Annotated in this window: 19 protein-coding genes; 5 read left to right on the top strand and 14 right to left on the bottom strand. The window is 73.5% G+C overall.

Annotation, left to right across the window (positions count from 1 at the left end; all coding sequences use genetic code 11):
- The first annotated feature begins 97 nt into the window (after positions 1-97).
- From ACFYSC_RS14000 to ACFYSC_RS13985, 4 genes are all read left to right on the top strand, one after another.
- Complete coding sequence (locus tag ACFYSC_RS14000) at positions 98-1,912, top strand: acyclic terpene utilization AtuA family protein (RefSeq protein WP_389960948.1); 1,815 nt, start codon at positions 98-100, stop codon at positions 1,910-1,912.
- Positions 1,913-2,178: 266 nt separating this feature from the next.
- A complete protein-coding gene (locus ACFYSC_RS13995) occupies positions 2,179-2,391 on the top strand; it encodes a hypothetical protein (RefSeq protein WP_362943143.1) in 213 nt (70 codons plus the stop codon).
- 146 nt (positions 2,392-2,537) lie between these two features.
- On the top strand, positions 2,538-3,389 hold the full coding sequence (locus tag ACFYSC_RS13990; RefSeq protein WP_389960946.1) for a helix-turn-helix domain-containing protein: 852 nt from the start codon (positions 2,538-2,540) through the stop codon (positions 3,387-3,389).
- A 67-nt stretch (positions 3,390-3,456) separates the two neighbouring features.
- Positions 3,457-3,720: a hypothetical protein gene (locus tag ACFYSC_RS13985; RefSeq protein WP_362943149.1), complete on the top strand. Its 264-nt coding sequence runs from the start codon at positions 3,457-3,459 to the stop codon at positions 3,718-3,720.
- 131 nt (positions 3,721-3,851) lie between these two features.
- On the opposite strand, the gene ACFYSC_RS13980 is transcribed toward ACFYSC_RS13985, so the two are convergent.
- From ACFYSC_RS13980 to ACFYSC_RS13935, 10 genes are all read right to left on the bottom strand, one after another.
- Positions 3,852-4,562 carry a TetR/AcrR family transcriptional regulator gene (locus ACFYSC_RS13980; RefSeq protein ID WP_389960944.1) on the bottom strand — a complete coding sequence of 237 codons (711 nt, stop codon included), beginning with the start codon at positions 4,560-4,562 and terminating at the stop codon, positions 3,852-3,854.
- A gap of 111 nt (positions 4,563-4,673) precedes the next feature.
- Positions 4,674-7,076, bottom strand: coding sequence for a glycosyltransferase family 39 protein (locus ACFYSC_RS13975; RefSeq protein ID WP_389960942.1), 2,403 nt, complete (start codon positions 7,074-7,076; stop codon positions 4,674-4,676).
- Entirely contained in the window at positions 7,073-8,296 is a 1,224-nt protein-coding gene (locus tag ACFYSC_RS13970; RefSeq protein ID WP_389960940.1) for a glycosyltransferase, read from the bottom strand. The genes ACFYSC_RS13975 and ACFYSC_RS13970 overlap by 4 nt, the downstream gene beginning before the upstream one ends.
- A 114-nt stretch (positions 8,297-8,410) precedes the next feature.
- A complete protein-coding gene (locus ACFYSC_RS13965; RefSeq protein WP_389960938.1) occupies positions 8,411-9,247 on the bottom strand; it encodes a PIG-L deacetylase family protein in 837 nt (278 codons plus the stop codon).
- 42 nt (positions 9,248-9,289) lie between these two features.
- Positions 9,290-10,243, bottom strand: a complete 954-nt coding sequence (locus ACFYSC_RS13960; RefSeq protein WP_389960936.1) for a sugar phosphate isomerase/epimerase family protein — start codon at positions 10,241-10,243, stop codon at positions 9,290-9,292.
- Positions 10,240-11,202, bottom strand: a complete 963-nt coding sequence (locus ACFYSC_RS13955; protein ID WP_389960934.1) for an oligopeptide/dipeptide ABC transporter ATP-binding protein — start codon at positions 11,200-11,202, stop codon at positions 10,240-10,242. Before ACFYSC_RS13955 ends, ACFYSC_RS13960 begins: the two co-directional genes overlap by 4 nt.
- Complete coding sequence (locus tag ACFYSC_RS13950; protein ID WP_389960932.1) at positions 11,199-12,242, bottom strand: ABC transporter ATP-binding protein; 1,044 nt, start codon at positions 12,240-12,242, stop codon at positions 11,199-11,201. The genes ACFYSC_RS13955 and ACFYSC_RS13950 overlap by 4 nt, the downstream gene beginning before the upstream one ends.
- Positions 12,235-13,131 (bottom strand): ABC transporter permease, encoded by an 897-nt coding sequence (locus ACFYSC_RS13945; RefSeq protein WP_389960930.1) that lies wholly within the window; start codon positions 13,129-13,131, stop codon positions 12,235-12,237. Before ACFYSC_RS13945 ends, ACFYSC_RS13950 begins: the two co-directional genes overlap by 8 nt.
- 13 nt (positions 13,132-13,144) lie before the next feature.
- Positions 13,145-14,137: an ABC transporter permease gene (locus ACFYSC_RS13940; protein WP_389960928.1), complete on the bottom strand. Its 993-nt coding sequence runs from the start codon at positions 14,135-14,137 to the stop codon at positions 13,145-13,147.
- Entirely contained in the window at positions 14,134-15,843 is a 1,710-nt protein-coding gene (locus tag ACFYSC_RS13935; RefSeq protein ID WP_389960926.1) for an ABC transporter substrate-binding protein, read from the bottom strand. The genes ACFYSC_RS13940 and ACFYSC_RS13935 overlap by 4 nt, the downstream gene beginning before the upstream one ends.
- A 143-nt stretch (positions 15,844-15,986) precedes the next feature.
- Between ACFYSC_RS13935 and ACFYSC_RS13930 the strand changes: the two genes are divergently transcribed.
- Positions 15,987-17,201 (top strand): ROK family protein, encoded by a 1,215-nt coding sequence (locus ACFYSC_RS13930; protein ID WP_389960924.1) that lies wholly within the window; start codon positions 15,987-15,989, stop codon positions 17,199-17,201.
- Between the two features lie 77 nt (positions 17,202-17,278).
- On the opposite strand, the gene ACFYSC_RS13925 is transcribed toward ACFYSC_RS13930, so the two are convergent.
- The 4 genes from ACFYSC_RS13925 to ACFYSC_RS13910 all read right to left on the bottom strand — a co-directional run bounded on the left by ACFYSC_RS13925 (position 17,279) and on the right by ACFYSC_RS13910 (position 20,971).
- Positions 17,279-18,703 (bottom strand): ATP-binding protein, encoded by a 1,425-nt coding sequence (locus tag ACFYSC_RS13925; RefSeq protein WP_389960922.1) that lies wholly within the window; start codon positions 18,701-18,703, stop codon positions 17,279-17,281.
- Positions 18,700-19,422, bottom strand: coding sequence for a response regulator transcription factor (locus ACFYSC_RS13920; RefSeq protein ID WP_389960920.1), 723 nt, complete (start codon positions 19,420-19,422; stop codon positions 18,700-18,702). Before ACFYSC_RS13920 ends, ACFYSC_RS13925 begins: the two co-directional genes overlap by 4 nt.
- Positions 19,423-19,535: 113 nt before the next feature.
- Positions 19,536-19,757 carry a ferredoxin gene (locus tag ACFYSC_RS13915; RefSeq protein ID WP_389960918.1) on the bottom strand — a complete coding sequence of 74 codons (222 nt, stop codon included), beginning with the start codon at positions 19,755-19,757 and terminating at the stop codon, positions 19,536-19,538.
- Positions 19,754-20,971, bottom strand: a complete 1,218-nt coding sequence (locus tag ACFYSC_RS13910) for a cytochrome P450 (protein ID WP_389960916.1) — start codon at positions 20,969-20,971, stop codon at positions 19,754-19,756. The genes ACFYSC_RS13915 and ACFYSC_RS13910 overlap by 4 nt, the downstream gene beginning before the upstream one ends.
- Positions 20,972-21,077 lie beyond the last annotated feature (106 nt).

The raw sequence follows: 21,077 nt of genomic DNA, 5'->3' as shown, positions 1-21,077 counted from the left end.
ACGGTGTACCGCCCGCGCCACGTCCCCTCCCGCCCTGTCCTGCCTGCCCTGTCCTGCCCGCCCTGTCCTGTCCGCCGCGGTCTTCGCAGGAGGTCCGATGTTGCGCGTCGCGAACTGTTCCGGCTTCTACGGCGACCGCCTGTCGGCCGCCCGGGAGATGGTGGAGGGCGGCCCGATCGACGTCCTCACCGGCGACTGGCTCGCCGAGCTGACCATGCTGATCCTGGCCGGGAACCGCGCGAAGGGCCGCCCCGGGTACGCGACCACCTTCCTGCGGCAGCTCGAGGAGGTCCTCGGCACGTGCGTGGACCGTGGCATCCGGATCGTCTCCAACGCGGGCGGCCTCGACCCGGCCGGATGCGCCGGGGCGGTGGCCGATCTGGCGGACCGGCTCGGGCTGCGGGTACGGGTCGCGCACGTCACCGGGGACGACCTGTCCGGCCGTGACCCGCGCGGCATGCGCGACCCGGAGACCGGGGAGCCGCTGACCACGACCCCGCTGACCGCCAACGCCTACCTGGGCGGCCGGCCGATCGCCGCCGCACTGTCGGCCGGCGCGGACGTGGTGGTGACCGGCCGGGTCACCGACGCCGCGCTGGTCACCGGCCCGGGGATCTGGCGGTACGGCTGGCGGCCCGGCGACCACGACGCGCTCGCCGGGTCGGTGGTCGCCGGGCACGTCATCGAGTGCGGCTGCCAGGCGACCGGCGGGAACTACGCCTTCTTCCGGGAGGTGCCCGACCCGGCGCGCTGCGGGTTCCCGCTGGTGGAGCTCGCGGCCGACGGCTCATGCGTGGTCACCAAGCATCCCGGGACCGGGGGCCTGGTGTCGGTCGGGACCGTCACGGCGCAGCTGCTGTACGAGATCGGCTCCCCGCGCTACCTCGGCCCCGACGCGGTGGCGCGGTTCGACACGATCCGGCTGGAGCAGCGGGGGCCGGACCGGGTCCGGATCTCCGGGGTGCGCGGCGAGGCCCCGCCGCCGGACCTGAAGGTGGCGGTCACCTACCCGGCCGGATACCGCAACACCATGACCCTGGTCCTGACCGGCCTGGACATCGAGGCCAAGGCCCGCCTCGCCGAGGAGGCCGTCTGGGCCCGCGCGCCGAAGGAGACCTTCGACGAGGTCCACGTCGAACTCGTCCCGCTCGGCGCCGAACCGGCGGGCGACCCGGCTCTCACCGGTCCGGCCGCTCCGGCGGGGGACGCCCACGGAACCGGTCCGTCCGGGGGCACGGCGCTGCTCCGCGTCACGGTGCTGGACGCCGACCCGGGGAAGGCCGGGCGCGTCTTCTCCTCGGCCGTCGTGGAGACGGCCCTGGCGAGCTATCCGGGGTGCTACGCCCTGACCCCGCCGGGGAACGCCACGCCGTACGGCGTCTACCGGCCCGCCCTGGTCCCGGCGGAGACCGTACGGCCCCGGGTCCGGCTCGACGGCGAGGAGATCGGCTGGGACGGCGGACCGGCGGAGCGGGGCCCGGTGGGAGTGGGAGGCGCCCCGGTGCCGGCACGGATCCCGCCCGGCGCGGAGGACGGCCCGGTGACGGCACGGATCCCGTCCGTCGGGGAGGACGATCCGGTGACGGCGCGGGTTCCGCTGGGGACGATCGCGGGCGCCCGGTCGGGCGACAAGGGCGGCGACGCCAACCTGGGGGTGTGGGTGAGCACGCCCGAGCGGTTCGGGTGGCTGGCCGGTCACCTGACGGCCGAGCGCCTGGCCCGGCTCCTCCCGTCCGTCGCGAGTCTGCGGATCGAGCGTTTCGAGCTGCCGAACCTCCTCGCGCTCAACTTCGTCGTCCACGGCCTGCTGGGGCGGGGCGTCTCGGCCGGCACCCGCCTGGACGCCCAGGCCAAGGCGCTCGGCGAGGAACTGCGCGCCGCTCTCACGGACGTCCCCCGCGCCCTGCTGTGAGGTGCCGCGCCGTCCCGTCATCGAACGCGACCCGGTCCTCCGCGGCCCCGGCACCGCCCGGTGCCATTCGACCGGCCCTCCCCGGGACGGCCCGCCGCCCGAAACGGCTCGTCATCGGGCACGACCCGTGGCCGGACGCGATTCGCCGCCGGATACGGACCAACAACAATTCGGTTTTTCTGTGCTCAGAACCACGGAAAGCGCATCCGCAACCCTAGGATTGCTCGCAATTGCGACATGATCGTCGCCTAGGGAAGGATCGACTCATGCGTTTGCGGTTCCTCGGCTCCACATCGGAGGCGGGCGCCTGCCCCTCCCTCTACGAGACCGACCGCGGCACCATCGTCGTCCAGGGCCTCCACGTCACCGACCCCGTGGCGCTGGCCGATCTGCTGCACGTCCTCGACGGCGAGACCGCGGTCGAGGTGCCGAGGGAATTGCTCGTGGACATCGCCCGGCGGGTGCTGCCCTCGGATTGATCACAATTGCGCCACGCGCTATGGCATGATCGGTTCTTCCGGGTCTAACCTCGTGCGGTCATGTGACGGCCGCGCGCCTGTAAAAGGGACCGGCCCCGGTGCGAGCGGCGGCGTCCGGCCTGTACGGCCGGCGGAGGAGACGACGGGTGAACGGGTTCCAGGAGGGCCGGACCGAGCTCGGCCTGCAACTGCGGCGGCTCCGCGAGTCGGCCGGCCTGTCCGGCAAGGATCTCGCCGAGCGGCTCAGGTGGCAGGCGTCGAAGGTCTCCCGTCTGGAGAACGCCCGCCAGACCCCGACCGAGGACGACGTCACCCGGTGGGGACGCGCACTCCAGGCCGACCCCGGCGTGGTCGAGGAGCTGGCCGAGCAGGTCAGGGCACTGCTGGATCGCCAGGACTCCTGGAGGCAGCGGAATCGCAACGGCCTGGCGACGCTGCAGGAGGACATCCGCGACCGGGAGATGCGGACCTCGCTGTTCCGGGTGTTCGAGCCGGGCATCGTCGTCGGACTGCTGCAGACCACCGAGTACGCGCGGGGCGTCTTCACCCGGCTGAAGCGCATCTACCGGTCACCGGACGAGATCGACACCGCCATCCGGGTGCGCATGAAGCGCCAGGAGATCCTCTACGACCAGGGCAAGACGTTCCGTTTCGTCCTGCCCGAGGCCGCCCTGCGCTACCGGCTGGCGTCGCCCGAGGTGATGCGGGGCCAGATCGACCGGCTGCTCGCCGTGACCACGCTGCCCAACGTGGAGTTCGGCGTCATCCCCTTCGAGGCGCCCCTGCCCTCGGCGCTGCTCAACGGCTTCTGGATCTACGACAGGGAGCAGGTCGCGGTGCCGACGAGGACCCGTGAGCTCCTCCTGCGCGACCCCGAGGACGTCGAGTTCTACGAGACGACGTTCGACGAGCTTCACGGCGTGGCGGCCTTCGGAGAGCAGGCCAGGACGGTGATGGCGCGGGTGCTGGACGACCTTCTCCGGCAATCTACGGATTAATCCCCCGCAATTGCTTGATCAGGGGGCCAAGATCGTGCAATTCTCTGTTCGACGACGGAGGTGACGCATGATGCTCGACACGCTGTCCTGCCTGGAGAGGTTCGCCACGGCCACCCGGCTGCACGCCGACCTGTCGGTGCAGAGGATGTCGTTCGGAGACCCGGCGTACGTGTGCGTCCGCAACCGCTTCAGCGCCACCCTCTCCGAAACCGTGACGTGCTCGTCCGACGGGGGTTTCATCACCTCGTGGGGCTACCGGCTCGGTGACGCGGACAACGTCGAGGGCGCCGCCGCGCGCCTGGCCTTCCTGCTGGCGGCCATGCCCGCCTGATCCGCGCGACCGGGCCGTACGACCCGGCTCCGCCGGGCCTCCGAGTCCGGTGCACGGGTTCGGGTTCGGGTACGGGTTCAGGTTCGGGCACGATCCCGGGCGAGCCGGTTCGCGCGACCGGGCGGCCGGGCTCAGACCGGCTCGGGCCCGGCGGAGCCTTCCGGCCCGGCGGTCGCCCCGGAGCCGCCGGTCTCCTCCGGGATCTCGGAGGCGGGGAAGACCGAGGGGCTCAGCCCGACCTCGCGGGCCGCGGCGACCCGGGCGTGGTGCAGGAGCCGGCCACGCGACATGTTCCCGGTGTGCAGGGTGTAGCGGACCACCAGGCCGTCGAGCATCCCGTCGAGCCGCTCGGCCGCCCCCTGGGGGTCGTCGCAGACGAACTCGCCCCGCTCCACCCCTTCGGCGATCACCTGGGAGAGGGTCTCGATCCAGCCGCTCTCCAGCTCCAGCAGGATGTCGCGGACGTGCGGCTCGCGCACCCCGACGGCCCAGGCGTCGAGCCAGAGGATCCAGCTCTGGTCGGACCGGGAGGCGGGGATGTAGAAGCGCAGGATCCGGTCGAGCTTCTCGACGGAGCCGCCGGGACCGGCGCCGATCTCCCTCAGCCGCTGGACCTCGGCCTCGCTGGTGCTGCGGAGCATCTCGGTGATGAGGTCGTTCTTGGTGGCGAAGTGATAGTGGATCAGACCGCCGCTCACGTTCGTCGCCCGGGCGATGTCGGCGACCCGGGTGCTGGCCAGGCCCCGTTCGAGCACGACCCGCCGGGCCGCTTCGAGCAGCTCCGCCCTCCGCTGGTCGGCCTGGTCGGCGCGGCTGCCCCGCGCTCCGTCTCCGCTCTGCACTGCGCAAGAGTAACAGGAGCGCGGGACACCGGTCCGGATGCTGTTGACTGAGTGTTCAGTCAAGGATATCCGGACCGGTTCCGCACCGGATTCCGGCCCGTCCCCGGCGGCTCAGCCGCAGCGGTAGAGGGACCGGTCCTCTCCGGTCCCGCCGCCTCCGGCCCCCTCGTCTCCGGCTCCGCCATCTCCGGTCCCGCCGCCTCCGGCCCCGCCGTATTCGGCCGCCGGGACGACGGCGCAGTTGGCCCGGACCCAGGCGAGCGCCTCGGAGTTCCCCCGGCCCCCTCCGGGCCCGCCGGTCCCGCCTGACGGGCCCGCCGCATCCGGAGCGCCGGAGCCCCCGGCCGTTCCCGTGGAGCGGCCGGACTCGCCGGACGCGCCCGAACCGGCGGACCCGCCGGACCCACCGGATCCGCCGGGGCTGCCGCCGGGCAGCACATACCGAAGTCGCCCCGTGGAGACGAGTTCCCTGAGCCTGTCCACGCTCATGGCCGGGTCCGAGCCGCCGAAGCCGCCCATCGCGATGACGGGCCGGCCGGTGGAGAGGATGGCCGACGCGGCGCTCTGCGCGCTGTCCACGGCCACCAGCCAGGTCGCTCCACCCCGGTTGCGCTCCAGGTAGCCGAGCAGGTCGGCGTCGAGTCCGGCCGGACCGAGTCTGATCAGGCGCGGCCCGGACGCGTCGCCGGGGAGGCGTTCTCCCGCCCCGCCGGGGGGACGGTCGCCGGAACCGGCTCCGGAACCGCCCCCGGAGCCGCCGTCCCGGGCGCCGGGCGTCCCCGGGTAGCGGATCAGCATCCCCGGCGTCCCCGGCATGCCGCTTCCGGCCGGGCCGGCCGTGGGGTTGGTGCCCATGACGGGCGAGCCCAGCGGGGTCAGCGCGTACGCGGCGGGACCGGCCAGACCGGCGAACAGGCCGGTGACCAGTACGGTCACCGCGGCCGCCCGCCGGGCGCGCCCGCCGAGGCGGACCAGGAGCAGCGTCACCGCCGCGACCGCCGCCATCGCGGCGACCGCCCACGCCAGCCACGGAACGAAGTCCGGGCTGCGGCGCAGCACCGCGAAGGACCACGCCCCGGTGACCGCGAGGCCGCCCGCGAGCACCGCGGCCCAGGCCCGCGAACGCCGGGCCGCCCGCCACATCAGCACCCCGCCGACACCGGTCAGCGCGGCGACCGCCGGGGCCATGGCGGTGGTGTAGTACGGGTGGAAGATGCCCTCGGCGAAGCTGAAGACCACGTAGTGAACGGCCAGCCAGCCGCCCCACAGCAGCAGGGCCGTACGGGCGCCGCGCAGGGAGCCGCGGAAGGCCAGGACGAGCCCGGCCACCAGCGCGAGCACGGCGAACGGCAGGAGCCAGGAGATCTGCCCGGCCAGGATGTCGTTGAACAGGCGCCCGGCGCCCGACGTGCCGCCGAACCCGCCGGGGGCGCCCCCGGGAGCCCGGGTGAGTCCCTCCGGCAGGTCCGCGGGCACGCCCGGGGGCGGGCTCCCCGCCGCGCCGCGGCCCCGCGCCCCTCCCCCGGAGCCGAAGATCCGGCCCAGGCCGTTGTAGCCGACGACCAGGTCCCAGACCGAGTCGTCGGAGCTGCCGCCGACGTAGGGGCGGCTTCCGGCCGGCCACAGGTCCACGATCGCCATCCACCACGCGCTGGAGGCCACCAGCGCCGCACCGGCGGCGAGCAGCCGGCCCAGGCGGCGGGCCACCGTACCGGGGGCCAGGAAGAGGTGGACCGCGGCGAAGACCGGGACCACCAGGTACGCCTGGAGCATCTTGACGTTGAAGGCCAGCCCGACCGCGACGGCCGACAGCACCAGGGTGCGCGTCCGGCCGCTGCGGACCGACTTCTGGCAGAGCCACGCGGCGGCCACCAGCAGCAGGACGAGGAGGGTGTCGGGGTTGTTGTCCCGGTTGATCGCCACCGTGATCGGGGTCAGCGTCATCACCAGGGCGGCGAGCAGGGCGGCCGCGTGGCCGGCCGTACCGGGCAGCGCGCGCCGTACCGCGGAGTGCAGGATCCCTGCCGCCGCGACGCCGGCCAGCGCCTGGGGCAGGAGCATGCTCCACGTCCCGAACCCGAAGATCCTCGCCGACAGCCCCATCACCCACAGCGCGAGGGGCGGCTTGTCCACGGTGATGAACGACCCGGCGTCCAGCGCGCCGAAGAAGAACGCCTTCCAGCTCTTGGTCCCCGACAGGACCGCGGCGGCGTAGTAGTCGTTGGCGTACCCGTTGCGGCCGAGCGCCCAGGTGTACAGGACGGCGGCCAGCGCGAGCACCGCCCACAGGCCGGGCCGCGCCCAGCGGGGGTCGCCGGGGGCCCCGAGGGCCGCCCGCCGTACGGCGGCGCGGAACCTCCCGCCGGACGGCGGCGCCGCGGCGGGCGTGGTGGCGGGATCGGCGGGCGTGGTGGCGGGATCGGGTGAGGTCTCCGGCGATCCGGCCGGGAGGATACCCCCTCCGGAGCCCGACGGCGCGCCGGGGGCTCCCCCGGGGGTGACGCGGGCGCTCATCGGACGGCCTCCCCGGAGGAGCCGGGCGTCCCGGCGGGACCGGACCGGCCCGTCCGGCGCGGGTTGAAGACCCAGGCCCGCAGCAGCAGGAACCGGACCAGCGTGGCCAGAGCGTTGGCCGCGACGAGCGCGACGACCTCGGCCGTGGCGGAGGCGCCCGGCAGCAGCCGTCCGAGCAGCGCCAGGCCACCGGTGCTCAGCAGCAGCCCGACGGCGAACGCCAGACCGCCTTCCAGCTGGTGGCGCAGGGCGCCCGCGCGGCCGGTGACGCCGAAGGTGAAGCGCCGGTTGGCGGCGGTGTTGGCGACGGCGGTGACGAGCAGCGCCACCGCGTTGGCCGCCACCGCGGGCATCACCTGCCGCAGGGCGACGAACAGCCCCAGGTGCGCCAGGGTGCTGAGGACACCGATGACGGCGAAGCCGGAGAGCTGGCGGGCCATGCCCCGGGGGAGGCGGGCCGAGCGGACCCGCGGCGGCACCGGCAGCCGGGCCGCGTCCCACAGGGTCCTGCGCGCCACCCTGGCCATCCCCCGCAGGTCGTCCAGGGCGGTGCGCAGGATGTCCACCCGGCTGTCGGGGTCGTCCACCCAGTCGACCGGCACCTCGTGGATGCGCAGGCCGTGCCCCTCGGCCAGGAGCAGCAGCTCGGTGTCGAAGAACCACTCCTCGTCCTCGACCGCCGGAAGCAGCGCCTGGACGACCTCCGTACGGCCCGCCTTGAACCCGCACTGGGCGTCGGAGAAGCCGGCCCCCATCGCCGAGCGCAGCAGCAGGTTGTAGGCGCGGGAGATCAGCTCCCGCTTCGGGCCGCGGACCACGTCGGCGTTCCTCGCCAGCCGGGTGCCGATGGCCAGGTCGCTGTGCCCCGACAGCAGCGGGGCGACCAGCGGCAGGAACGCCTCCAGGCCGGTGGACAGGTCGACGTCCATGTAGGCGACGACGTCGGCGTCGCTGCCCGACCACACCCGCCGCAGCGCCCGGCCGCGGCCCTTGGCGTCCAGGCGGACGGCCCGCACGCACGGCAGCTCGCGTTCCAGACGTGTGGCGATCTCCCAGGTGGCGTCGGTGCTGGCGTTGTCGGCGATCGTGATGCGGAAGCCGTAGGGGAAGGTGTCGGTCAGGTACGCGTGCAGCCGCCTGATGCTCGCCGGCAGGGCGCGCTGCTCGTTGTACACCGGGACGACCACCTCGACCAGGCGCGTCTTGAGTGCTGTCTGCATGCGCCCACCATCGTGGCCCGGGCTTGGAACCGGCTGAGCCGCCGATGAACGCCGGATGAGAAGCCCGTCGCCCCCCTTCTCCCCCGTCTCCCTCCCGGAGGGCGCCCTGGACCGCTACGCCGGTTCCCCGCCGGCCGGCAGGGGCAGCAGGGCGCGCAACTCGTCGTCGGAGTGGAGCCGGTTGTACGGGGAGACGGTGAACGTCTCGGCGTACTCGACGCCCTCGGCGTGCTTGTCGCCGTACCAGCGGGCCAGGGCGGGGCGCATGTCCTCGGCGGCGTGCAGGTACGTCGACCAGTGCTCCAGCAGGAACTCCCGGCGTCCGGCCCAGTCGGTGGGAACGGTGTCGAGCAGCCCGTTGCAGTAGGGGGTGAACTCGTAGAACTGTGAGACGTGCGCGTCGCAGCCGAGCAGCTTCTCCTCGATCGCGGGCGTGGTGTCGATCGCGATGTCGTGGCGGTGCTGCGGGTGCGTCCCGTAGTCGACCGTCAGCAGGTAGAGCGGACGGCGGGCGAGCGGTGGCACGGCCGGCAGGATGTTCCGCAGCCCGACGAACGGCATGGCGTCGCGGACGATCTGGCCTGCGGCGCGGTTGTCGGGGTGGCCCGCGCCGTCGGGGTGGAAGGAGATGACGACGTCGGCCCGCCATTCGCGGATCGCGCGGATGACGGCCTGCCGTACCTCCAGGGTCGGGATGAGGGAGCCGTCGTCGATCGGCAGGATCTCGTACTGCAGTACGCCGAGCCGCTCGGCCGCCTCGGTCCCCTCGGCGGCGCGGCGGGCGACGAGGGGGCCCGCGTCCACCTCCCAGTGGCCCGCGGACCCGTTGGTGAGGGTCATGAACTTCACGGCGTGCCCGGCTTTCGCGTAGAGCGCGGCGGTGCCGCCGACGTACTCCTCCGGCTCGTCGGGGTGGGCCAGGATGACGATGACGCGGAGCTTGCGGTGCATGTGACGCCTTTCGGATGGGCTTCGGTGAACTTCGGGTGAGCTTCAGGTGAGCCGGGACAGCAGGGTGGTCAGGTGGTCGGCGCTGCGGCGCAGGAACGCGCGTTCCCACTCCGTCCCCAGGGGAGGCGCGTAGTAGGAGTCGACGGGGGTCAGCTCGCCCGCCGCCATGCGGCGCTCGGCGACGCTCGCCAGGCGGACGAGCCCGGCCAGGTCGGCCAGTGGCAGGTCGGGGTGGAGGTCCTGCCAGCGCCGGTCGAAGATCTGGATGCCGTTGCGGTCGCGCCCCTTGGTGTTCTCGATGGTGAGATTGACCTGGGGCGCGTGTTCGAGCAGCAGGGACAGGACGGCGGCGAGATCGACGACGCCGTCGCCGCAGGCGCGGTTCTGGCGTTCGAGCCCGTCGCCGGTGAAGGTCACCACGAGGTCGCGCATGTGCGTCTGGCGTGTGTACGGCGCGACGCGGCGGGTGGCCTCGACGGGGTCCTCACCGCGGACGACCACGTTGGCCAGGTCCAGGGTCACGCCGACGGCATCGGGCCCGACGTCCTCGACGAGCCTGACCAGCTCGAACGTGGTGATCTCCTCGTGGGTCTCCAGGTTGACCCGGGCACCGTGGCCGCGCAGCACCGGGGCGAGCCGGTGCAGGAGGCGGCGGGTGGCCTCCAGTTGCTCCTCCCAGGTGACGTCGGTGCGGAAGCGGTCGATGGCGTGCAGGCCCCAGCGGAAGTGCTGGTAGTTGGCCGTGTCGCCCCACAGGTCGGCACAGCCGATCGCGGCCGCCGCCTCGATCATGCGGCGCGCGCCGAGCAGGTAGTCGCCGTCGCCGACCTGACGGATCGACGGGTCCTCGGCCGTGTTGAACGGGTTGACCTTGCCGAGCCCCGTCTCAAGGTAGAGGTCCAGGTCGTCGGCCTGCTGCCGTAGCGCCGCCAGCCGTCCGGGGCCGAGTTCGGCCGCCTCGGGAAACTTCAGCCCGCACACGCCGATGCGTGTCATCGGGTTCTTCCTTCCTCGGCCGCGTGACAGCGCACCCAGTGGCCGCCGCCGAGGTCGGTCCTGGCGGGCCGTTCGGCGGCGCAGCGGGCGGTGGCGAGCGGGCAGCGGGCGGTGAACGGGCAGCCCGTCGGCGCCGGAGCGGCCGCCGCGCCCGCCGGAGCGGCCGGGGGCTCCGCGCCGCGGTGCTCGCGGCGCGGGTCGGGAACGGCCGACAGCAGCAGGCGCGTGTACGGGTGGGCGGGCCGTTCCACCAGGGTGGCGGCATCGGCGCCCTCGACGGCGTGCCCGGCGTACATGACGAGGATCCGGCCGCCGAGGTAGCGGGCGGAGGCGAGGTCGTGGGTGATGTACAGGTAGGCCGTGCCCCGGGTGGCGCGCAGCCGTTCCATGAGGTTGAGCACGCCGGCGCGCACGCTGACGTCGAGCATGGACACCGGTTCGTCGGCCACGATGAGCCGGGGGCGGACGGCGAGCGCCCTGGCGATCGCCACCCGCTGCCGCTGCCCGCCGGACAGCTCGTGCGGGTGACGCCCCGCCAGGGAAGGGTCCAGCCCGACGGTGGTGAGCAGGCCGGCGACGTCGCCGGGGTCGTGGCCGTGCAGGATGAGGGGCCGCCGAAGGTGGTGGCCGACGGTGTGAACGGGATTGAGCGAGCCGAACGGGTCCTGGAAGACCATCTGCACGGCTCGCCGGTAGGCCGGGGAGGCCCGGCGCGGCTCACCGGTCAGGACGTCCGTGCCGTCGAGCCTGATCGTGCCGCCGGTCGGCCGGTCCAGGCGGGCGACGAGCCGCGCCGTCGTGGACTTGCCGCTGCCGGACTCGCCGACCAGCGTGACGATCTCGCCGGCACCGACCTCGAACGACACGTCGTGCACCGCCCGCAGCACGCGGGCACGCCGGCCCCGGCCGATGGTGAAGTGCCTGGTCAGACCCTCCACCTGGAGGAGGGGGGAGGTCACGGGGTCACCTCCGCCGGGCCGTACAGGTGGCAGGCCACGTCGCGGCCGTCCATGGTGACCGGGACGGGACGCTCGGCGCGGCAGCGGTCGTGCGCCGAGGGGCAGCGCGGAGCGAACCGGCAGCCCGGGGGCGGGTCGACGAGGTCGGGCGGGGCTCCGGGGATTCCGGTGAGCCGCGTGTCGTCGCCGTGCAGCGTCGGGAAGGACGCGAGCAGGCCCCGGGTGTAGGGGTGGGCGGGGTCGTCGAGGATCGTCCGGGCGCCGGCCAGCTCGACCACCTCCCCCGCGTACATGATCGCGATGCGGTCGCTGATCTCGACGAGCAGGGAGATGTCGTGCGTGATGAACAGGACGGCGAAGCCGAGCCGCTCCTGCAGTCTCCGCACCTCGGCGATGATCTCCCGCTGGACGACGACGTCGAGGGCCGTCGTCGGCTCGTCCATGATGAGGATTCTGGGCCGCAGGGCCAGGGCGATCGCGATGGCGACACGCTGCCGCATGCCGCCGGACAGTTCGTGCGGGTAGGCGCGCAGCCGGTCGGCGCCGATGCCGACGAGCCCGCACAGCCGGGCGGCGCGTTCGCGGGCCTCGCGGCGGCCGGTCCGCTCGTGGGTGCGGATGACGTCGACGAGCTGGGCCTCGACGCGGAGGACCGGGTTGAGGGCGTTCATCGCGTTCTGGAACACGACGGCGATGTCGCGCCAGCGGACGCGCCGCAGTCCCTCGTCGGACAGGCCGAGCAGGTCGACGCCTTCGCCTTCGCCGTCGCCGTCGCCGTCGCCGCCGCCGCCGAAGCGGACGCGGCCGCCGGTGATGACGGCGGGGTCGCGCAGCAGCCTCGGTACGGCCATGGCCAGCGTCGACTTGCCGCAGCCCGACTCCCCGGCCAGCCCGAGGATCTCTCCGGGGAACAGGCCGAGGCTCACCCCGTCGACGGCGCGGGCGATACCGCGCGGAGTGTGGAAGTCGACGGTCAGGTTCTCGATGGACAGCAGGCCGGTCGGCGGCGCGGCCGTCCCGGCGGTCAGTGGTTCAGCCACGCCGCACCGCCGTGGCCCGGCGGAAGCCGCGGGGGCGGCGGGTGGCGCCGCCGCCCGCGACCCGCAGCCGGGGGTTGGTGGCGGCGTCGATGGCGAAGTTGACCAGCGCGAGCGCCGAGGCGGTCAGCGCGATGCCGAGGCCGGGCGCGACGAACGTCCACCACGCGCCCTGCAGCAGCGCGGAGTCGTTCTGCGCCCAGAACAGCATCGTCCCCCACGACGGCTGGTCGGCGTCGCCGAGGCCGAGGAACTCCAGCGCCGAGCCGGCGGTCAGCGCGAAGACGACCTGACCGCAGAAGTAGGCGGCGATGACGGAGGCCATGTTCGGCATGATCTCCACGAAGATGGTGCGCCGACGGTGTTCGCCCGCGACCGTGGCGGCGGCGACGAAGTCGCGCCGGCGCAGGGTCAGCGCCTGCGAGCGGACCACCCGGGCGCCGAACGCCCAGCCGGTCGCCACGAGGACGAGCACGATGGTGCCCGTGCCGGGTGGCAGGAACGCCGCCAGGACGATGATCAGCGGCAGGCTCGGGATCGTCAGGACCACGTTGACCACCAGCGAGATCGCCTCGTCGGCCACGCCGCCGAGGAATGCCGTGACGAGGCCCGCGACGACGCTGATCACCGTGGTGCCGGTGCCGACCACGAGGGCCATGCCGAGAGAGGTGCGGCCGCCGTACAGGACGTGGCTGAGGACGTCCTGGCCCTGGCCGTTGGTGCCGAGCGGGTGGGCGGCCGACGGCGGGCTGAACGGCCCGCCGTCCGACCAGGTGGTGGTGTGGGGCGCCAGGACGGGTGCGAGGAGCACGGCGCAGGCGATGAGGGCGAAGACCGCGGCGCCGACGACGGCGCGGCGGTCGCCGCGCAGGAACGCTGTCACCTTCCGCATGGGGAACACCTCCTTAGGAGCTCGCGGTGGCCGCGCCGCGCACCCGAGGGTCGAGCGCCGCGTAGAGCGCGTCGACCACGAAGTTCACGGCGAGGACGGAAATGGTGATCATGAGGAAAAGGGCCTGCATCAGCGGGTAGTCGTGGGTGGTGACCGCCGCGTAGAGCTGGTTGCCGAGACCGGGGTAGGTGAAGACGACCTCGGTGAGCAGCTGCCCGGAGAAGACGTGGCTGACGGCCAGGCCGAGAGAGGTGACGGTCGGCAGGATCGCGTTGCGCGCCGCGTAGTGGCCCATCACCCGCCAGGTCCGCAGACCCTTGGCCTCGGCCATGGTCAGGTAGTCCTCGTCGAGGACGCCGATCATCGTGTTGCGGATCGACAGTACCCACGCGCCGACGGAGACCAGCGCGACCGTGGTGGCGGGCAGCAGCAGGTGGGTCGCGACGCTGCCGAGGAACTCCGGGGTGAGGCCGGGCGCGACGTCCATGCCGTAGGCGTAGCCCTGCGGCAGTACCTGCCACCGGACCGCGAACAGATAGAGCACGAGCAGCGCGAGGAAGAAGTAGGGGAACGAGCCGACGAACATCGTCAGCGGCGGCACGACGGTGTCGAACCGGCTCCCCCTCCGCCAGGCCGCGAAGGAGCCGAGCAGCGTGCCGGCGGTGAAGCTGATCAGCACGCTGACGGTGCCGAGCAGCAGCGACCAGCCGAGGCCGTCCCGGATGAGGTCGGTGACCGGGGTGGGGAACTGCGACAGGGAGGTGCCGAGGTCTCCGCCGAGGAGGTTGTGCAGGTAGTCGGCGTACTGCGCGAGGAGCGGCGCGTCCGACAGGCCGTACGCCTCCTTGAGCGAGGCCAGGTCGTCGGGGCCGAGCTGGTCGGCGTAGCCGGCGAACAGCGTCGTCGCCGGGTCGCCCGGCATCAGGCGGGGCAGCAGGAAGTTGAGGGTGACGGCGACGAACCCCGCGACCGCGTAGAACGCCGCCCTGCGCAGCAGGAAGATCATGTGGCGGGCTTCAGTTTCGGGTAGACGAGGAGCGGCGTCGGGAAGCGCGGGGAGTTGCGCAGCGGCGCGTAGGGGGCGCCGGCGTCGGGCCAGCCGGTGAAGCGCCGGGAGCTGTAGGCCCCCCACTCGGGCTGCTCGTACAGCGGGACGGCCGGGAAGACCTCGACGAACAGCTTCTGCAGCTCGCGTCCGATCTTCCGCTGCTCGGCGGCGTCGGAGACGGTGGCGAACCTCTCCAGCAGCTCGTCGGCCTCGGGTACGGCCAGGCGGTGGAAGTTGAGGTTGCTGGTCTCCCCGACGGGCCGCCGGGTGAAGCTCGACATCATCGCGCGGAAGTAACCGAAGGGGGACGCGCCGCGCTCGCCGGGTCCGAGGGTGACGTCGAAGCGCCCGTTGTAGACGGCCGAGGTCCACTGGTCGAACCCGATCGTGCGCAGCTTGACCGTGACGCCCACCTCGGCGAGGTTCTGGGTGACGATCTGCGCCACGGCGACGAAGTCGGTCCAGCCGCTGGGGACGACCAGGTCGAAGGAGGCGGGCTCGCCGTCCTTGCCGGTGCGCCTGCCGCCGGCGCCCCTGGCGAGCCCGGCGGCGTCGAGCGCGGCGTTCGCCGCGGCGACGTCGCGGGTGACGAGCTCGGCGTGGGTGCTCGTCAGGGACTCGTCGATCCAGCCGGGGTAGGCGTCGCGGGCGATGCCGACCGCGTTGGCGGGCTCGCTCTTGCCCCATACGGCGATGTCGACCATCTTGCGGCGGTCGAGGGCCATGCTGAGGGCCTTGCGGACCGCGGGGTCGTCGAACGGCGCCTTGGTGGTGTTGACGAACAGGAAGATGTCGGAGATCCGCGGCCACCAGTAGTGGTTGTTGCGCCTGTCCTTCGCGACGAACGTCCGGTCGGGGTCGGGCACCAGGCCGCCCCAGTCGACCTGCCCGCTCACCAGCGCGGAGTTGATCTGGTCGTTGCCGGCGTAGGTCGGCACCCGTAGACCGGGGATCGCGATCGGCTGCCAGTAGCCGTCGCGTCTGCGCAGCTCGTACATCTGCGGGCGGAAGGCCGTGAGCGTGAACGGGCCGGTGCCCACGGGGTCGGGGTTGGTGTGGGTGACGGGGTCGGCGACGGCCGACCAGATGTGCCGGGGAACGAGGAGTTGCTGCGCGATGTCGTGCAGCGCGGGCGTGTACGCCTTCTTGAAGGTGAACTCCACGGTCCCGGCGTCGGGGGCCCGGACGGCTTCGACGTAGTTCGCGACGGCGCCCGTGGCGTATCCGATGAGTCCCTTGTGCCGCTTCAGCAGGTCGAAGGTGAACGTGACGTCCTCGGCCGTGAACGGCCTGCCGTCGGACCAGGTGACCTTGTCGCGGAGCTTCATGGTGAGCACCGTGTTCTCCTGCGACCAGGTGAAGCCGGTGGCGAGCCAGGGCTCCAGCGCGCCCGTCACGTGGTTGAAGATCATGAGCGGCTCGTAGACGCAGAACCGCGCCGCCCAGCGCGAGCTGGCGGCGAACGGGTTGAAGTTCCTGGCGAGCGTCGAGCCCTGCTCGGAGGCGACGGTGAGCAGCGGCGCACTGCCCGCGCCGGCCTTCGCGCCCTGGCCCGCACCGGTCTCGGCGCAGCCGGTGAGCGAGGCGGTGAACGCGGCGGCGCCCAGGGCGCCCGCGCCGCGCAGGAGAGTCCGGCGGTCGAACCGCCGAGGATCGACGACCATGTCGCACCTCCGTTCAGGGCTCCCGCCCTATCTATAACACACTGTTCGTATTAATTGCTGGACGCTAATGTCACACCCCTCACGAGGTCAATGGTTTTCCGAAGAAAGTACTAACAGTGTGTTCGAGATATATGATCGTGGCCATGTCCCGCCAACCACAGGCGGCGGCGCTGCCGTCGGGGGCGTCCACCGTGCTCCGCAACCTCAACGAGCGCTCCGTCGTCGTACAGCTCCTGCACGACACCCCGCTGACCCGCGTCGACCTGGCCGAGCGCACCGGCCTGGCGCTGCCGACGATCAGCCGTGCCGTGGCGAACCTCGAACGGTCGGGGATCGTGCGCGCCACCGGCCGTGACACCTCCCGCAAGGGACCCGCCGCCGCGCTCTACGAGGTCCGCCCGGCCGGCGGCGGTCTCGCGGCGGCCGTGTCCGTCACCTCGGTCGGCCTCGTGGTGTCACTGCTGGGCCTGCGCGGCGAACGGGTGGCCCTGGTGGAGGCCCCCGCCGAGCGGGTGCCCGGGGGCGCCCCGCTCCACCTCCAGGTGCGGGGGCTGCTGGATCGCGCCCTCGCCCACGCGAGGGCGTCCCGCCCGGAGGTATGGCACGGCGTCGTCTCGGTGCCGACCGTCGTCGATGCGGGCGGTGTCCTGCACCGCGACCTCCCCTCGGCGCTGCCCGCCTTCGACCAGGCGTCCATCGACGCGATCGTCGAGCTGTTCGGGGGCGCCGCCACCGTGGAGAACGACGTCAACCTCTCCGCCCTGGGCGAGCGGGCCGCGGGCGTCGCCCGTGACGTCGACGACTTCGTCTACATCTCCGTGGGGCGCGGACTCGGCATGGGTGTCGTCATGCACGGCGAGATCCACCGGGGGGCCACCGGAGCGGCCGGGGAGATCTCCCGCATGCCCCTCGGCCACCGCTCCCTCGACGATCCGGGCATCCGCGACTCCGGACGGCTGCACCACTCGGTCACCGAACAGGCCCTCGCCGAGTACGCCACGGCGGAGGGCCTGCCGGAGACCGGCCCCGACGCGGTGTTCGGCGCCGCCGCGCGCGGCGACGAGCGGGCCGTCCGGGCCGTCCGCCGGGTCGCGCGGCACCTCGCCGGCGCCGTCGCGGTGACCGCCGCCGTCCTCGACCCGGCCCTGGTCGTGCTGGGAGGGACCGTAGGAGGCAGGCACGCCCTGCTCGACCCGGTCCGCGCCGAACTCGCCCGGCTCGTCAAGACCGCGACGCCGGTGGTCTCCTCCGCGCTGGGGGCGGACGCGGCGCTGCGCGGCGCCGAGGCGGTCGCGTCGAGCCGGGTGCGCGACGAGCTGCTGCGCCGGGTCAGCCCGGCGGGCGCCGCGGAACGCTGATCCCCGGCCCCCCGGCGCCCGGCCCGGCGGGCGCCGCGGAACGAAACCCCTGTGCGCGGCGGCTCCACCGGTCCGGATCAGCGCGGCGACGCCGGAGCGGGGCTCCGGGGACGAGCGGCGCCCGGCAGGCCGAGGGCCGCCACCACGCCCCCGTCCGCGGCGTTGCCGAGCCGTACCGTCCCGCCCGCCTCCGCGACCGCCTGGGCCACGATCGCCAGCCCGAGACCGGAGCCCGGCAGGCCGCGCGCCGCCGGCGAGCGCCAGAAGCGCTCGAACACGTGCGGCAGTTCGTCGGCGGGGATACCGGGACCGTGGTCGCGCACGGTCAGCTCGCCACCGCGCAGGCGCACCTCGACCCGGCCGGGACCGAACTTGGCGGCGTTGTCCAGCAGGTTGAGCACGGCCCGCTCCATCAGGGAGGCGCTGCCCTCGGCGTACCAGGGGTCGAGCTCGGCGGTGATATCCGCACCGCGGAGGACGGCCCGCTCGACGGCGGCCCGGACGACCTCGTGGAAGGCGAACTCCACGTGCGGCTCGTGGTCCCCTTCCCCCCGGGAGAGCTGGAGCAGGTCCCCCACCAGGGTCGACATCTCCTCGAACTGGGCCTTGAGGCCGGCCAGCAGCCTGCGCTTCGGCTCGGGGGCCAGCGGCCGGCCGGTCTTCTCGCTGCGCAGCAGCAGGTCGACGTTGGTGCGCAGGCTGGTGAGGGGGGTGCGCAGCTCGTGCCCGGCGTCGGCGATCAGCCGCCGCTGCCGTTCGCGTGAGCCCGCCAGCGCCGCCGTCATCGCGTTGAACGAGGCGCCGAGGCGGGCGATCTCGTCGGTGCCCTCCACGGGGATCCGGGTGCCGAGGTCCTCGGTCCTGGCGACGTGCTCGACGGCCTCGGCCAGCCGGCCGACCGGGCGCAGCGCCGTACGGGAGACCAGCAGCCCGGCCGAGGCGGCGCCGACCACGCCGAGGGCGGCCACACCGGCGAGGATCCAGGCGAGCGTGGTCAGCGTGGACTGGAACTCGGCCAGCGGCCGCGACTCCATCACGGCCAGGCCCGACCCGGCGCTCGTGGTGAGCACCCGCATCGGGGTGCCGTCCTCGGCGGCGCCGTCCCGCAGCGTCCGCGTCCCCTCGGGGGCGGCGGCCAGGGCGCGGTCGGCCGGGGTCACCGTGACGGCGAGCCCGCCGACGACGCACCTGCCCCCCCGATCGTCGATCACCTGCACCGGGAGGACCCGCGGCGGCCTGATGCGTTCCTGGAGCGTGTCCGGGCCGGAGCCGGGCAGATCGGGCAGCGGGGGGAGGGCGGGCAGGCGGCCCGCGCAGTAGTCCTGCATCCACTGGGCGCCCGCCGGGGGCCCCTTGGGCTTCTCCAGCAGGGAACGGTCCACCTGGTTCAGCAGCGCGCCGCGGACGATGAACCAGCAGGCGCCCGCGCACACCGCGATCGCCAGCGCGACGGCCGCCGCGACCAGCAGGGTCAGCCGCGAGCGCAGGGAGCGGCGTCTCACGGCGCGGCCCGAAGGACGTAGCCGACGCCCCGGACGGTGTGGATCAGCCGGGGGCGGCCGCCCGTCTCGGTCTTGCGGCGCAGGTACATGATGTAGACGTCGAGGGAGTTGGACGACGGCTCGAAGTCGAAGCCCCACACGTCGTTGAGGATCTGCTCGCGGGTGAGCACCTGCCGCGGGTGCAGCATGAACAGCTCCAGCAGCAGATACTCGGTGCGGGTCAGCTCCAGCCGCTCGCCCGCCCGGGTGACCTCCCGGCCCGCGGTGTCCATCCGCAGGTCGCCGCAGGCCAGCACGACGCCGCCGGGGCCGCCGGGGCCGGGTGCGGCGGGGACGGCCAGGGCGCCGCGGCGCAGCAGCGCCCTGACCCGGGCCAGCAGCTCGTCCAGCTCGAACGGTTTGACGAGGTAGTCGTCGGCCCCGGCGTCCAGCCCGGACACCCGGTCGCCGACGGCGTCGCGGGCGGTGAGCATGAGCACCGGCACGTGGTTGCCGGCCGCCCGGAGCCGCCGGCACGCGGTCAGGCCGTCCAGGCGGGGCATCATCACGTCCAGCAGCACCAGCTCGTACGGTTCCCCGGCGAGGACCGACAGCGCCTCCTGGCCGTCCGGGGCGACGCCGACGTGGTAGCCCTCGAACTCCAGGCTGCTCTGCAGCGCCTCCCTGAGCGCGGGCTCGTCGTCCACGACCAGCACCCGCGCCGCCCTGCCGTCACCCATGGCCCCCACGCTAGACGCCCCACATGAGAGCCGGATGAACGCCCGCCCTCTCCCCCGCTCCCCGTCCGCCCCTCCCCCGGTTCCCGCTCCCTCGGCACCGGAGACCCCCGGTGTCAGGGGACCCCCGGTGCCGGGACCTCCTCCAGGGCCAGGGCCCGGACCGGGCAGAGCCGTACGGCGCCGCGCAGGCGGGCGGGACCGACCCGCGCGGCGGCGTCGCCGTCCACGGTGACCAGCCCCTCCTCGTCGGCGTCGAAGACCTCGGGCAGGGCGAGGGAGCACTGCCCGGAGCCGATGCACCGGTCGCGGTCGGCGGCCACGCGCGCGGCCGTCACCATGCCACCCGGAGCGAGTGCAGGCCGAAGATGGGGCCGCCGTACTTGAACGGCAGCTCGGCGTCCTCGCCGACGACGCGCAGGCCGGGAATCCGCTCGAAGAGGGTGCGGTAGGCGATCTCCAGCTCGGCGCGGGCGAGGTTCTGCCCGAGGCACTGGTGGACGCCGTAGCCGAACGCCAGGTGGTTGCGGGCGCCGCGCCGGATGTCGAGCTCGTCGGGCCGGTCGAAGGCGCGGGGGTCGCGGTTGGCGGAGGCGCCGAGCACGAAGACGCCCTCGCCGGTCCGGACCTTCTGACCACCGATCTCCATGTCCTCGGTGGCGACGCGGTCGAAGGCGACCCAGTCGACGATCGAGTGGAAGCGCAGCAGTTCCTCGACGGCGTCCGGCCAGCCGGCCGGGTCGGCGCGCAGCGCGTCGAGCTGGACGGGGTGGCGCAGCAGCGTCAGGACGCCGAGGGGGATCATGTTGGCCGTGGTCTCGTGCCCGGCGATCAGCAGCAGGAACGCCATGCCGACCAGCGCGTCGTGGTCCAGCTCGCCGGTCTCGCGGCGCGCGGTCACCAGCCGCCCGATGAGGCCGTCACCGGGCGAGCGTTCGGCCGCGGTGACCAGGCGGTCGAGGTACTCCCAGATCTCGATGCCCGCGGCGCGGGCGGCCCGCATGTCGTCGAGGGCGGCGGTGACCATCGCGCGGGTCCTGGACTGGAAGAACTCGTGGTCGGCGTAGGGGACGCCGAGGAGGTCGCAGATCACCAGGGACGGCACGGCGAGCCCGAACGCCTCGACCAGGTCGGCCGGGGAGCCCTTGCCGAGCATGTCGTCGATGAGCCGGTCGACCACCTCCTGGATGCCTGGCCGCATCTCCCTGATGCGCCGGACGCTGAACTCCGGGATGAGCATCCGCCGGTAGACGTCGTGCTCGGGAGGGTCCATGTCGATGAACTGGCCGGCCTGGAACCTCGCGAACGCCCGCCGTTCCTCCTCGGAGGGCTGCTCAGCGGACAGTTTCGTGACGGGGTGGCCGGGGGTGGCCGGGGAGGTGCTGATCCGGGGGTCGGTGAGCACCCGCTGCGCCTCGGCGTGCCGGGTGACCAGCCAGACCGGTCCGCCGGGCAGCTCCGCCTCGACGAGGGGGGCCTGCTCGCGGAGCTCGGCGTACTCGGCCGGGGGCGCGAAGGGGCAGGTGCGCGGAACGGGGAAGCTCTGGGCCATAGTTGTACTCCTCACGAGCCGGGCCACTGAACTTACTTACATGAAAGTAAGTAAAAGAGGGCACGGCCGTCAAGCATGTCCCGGAGAAAGCGCGAGGGAAGTGGCG

Source organism: Streptosporangium sp. NPDC004379 (genome assembly GCF_042873875.1).
Lineage (GTDB): Bacteria > Actinomycetota > Actinomycetes > Streptosporangiales > Streptosporangiaceae > Streptosporangium.
This window is presented reverse-complemented; position numbering and strand designations above follow the sequence as displayed.

Excerpts from the sequence above, each read along its gene's own strand:
- ACFYSC_RS14000 (WP_389960948.1), top strand. The coding sequence starts at position 98 with ATGTTGCGCGTCGCGAACTGTTCCGGCTTCTACGGCGACCGCCTGTCG.
- ACFYSC_RS13995 (WP_362943143.1), top strand. The coding sequence starts at position 2,179 with ATGCGTTTGCGGTTCCTCGGCTCCACATCGGAGGCGGGCGCCTGCCCC.
- ACFYSC_RS13985 (WP_362943149.1), top strand. The coding sequence starts at position 3,457 with ATGATGCTCGACACGCTGTCCTGCCTGGAGAGGTTCGCCACGGCCACC.
- ACFYSC_RS13975 (WP_389960942.1), bottom strand. The coding sequence starts at position 7,076 with ATGAGCGCCCGCGTCACCCCCGGGGGAGCCCCCGGCGCGCCGTCGGGC.
- ACFYSC_RS13970 (WP_389960940.1), bottom strand. The coding sequence starts at position 8,296 with ATGCAGACAGCACTCAAGACGCGCCTGGTCGAGGTGGTCGTCCCGGTG.
- ACFYSC_RS13965 (WP_389960938.1), bottom strand. The coding sequence starts at position 9,247 with ATGCACCGCAAGCTCCGCGTCATCGTCATCCTGGCCCACCCCGACGAG.
- ACFYSC_RS13960 (WP_389960936.1), bottom strand. The coding sequence starts at position 10,243 with ATGACACGCATCGGCGTGTGCGGGCTGAAGTTTCCCGAGGCGGCCGAA.
- ACFYSC_RS13945 (WP_389960930.1), bottom strand. The coding sequence starts at position 13,131 with ATGCGGAAGGTGACAGCGTTCCTGCGCGGCGACCGCCGCGCCGTCGTC.
- ACFYSC_RS13940 (WP_389960928.1), bottom strand. The coding sequence starts at position 14,137 with ATGATCTTCCTGCTGCGCAGGGCGGCGTTCTACGCGGTCGCGGGGTTC.
- ACFYSC_RS13935 (WP_389960926.1), bottom strand. The coding sequence starts at position 15,843 with ATGGTCGTCGATCCTCGGCGGTTCGACCGCCGGACTCTCCTGCGCGGC.
- ACFYSC_RS13930 (WP_389960924.1), top strand. The coding sequence starts at position 15,987 with ATGTCCCGCCAACCACAGGCGGCGGCGCTGCCGTCGGGGGCGTCCACC.
- ACFYSC_RS13920 (WP_389960920.1), bottom strand. The coding sequence starts at position 19,422 with ATGGGTGACGGCAGGGCGGCGCGGGTGCTGGTCGTGGACGACGAGCCC.
- ACFYSC_RS13910 (WP_389960916.1), bottom strand. The coding sequence starts at position 20,971 with ATGGCCCAGAGCTTCCCCGTTCCGCGCACCTGCCCCTTCGCGCCCCCG.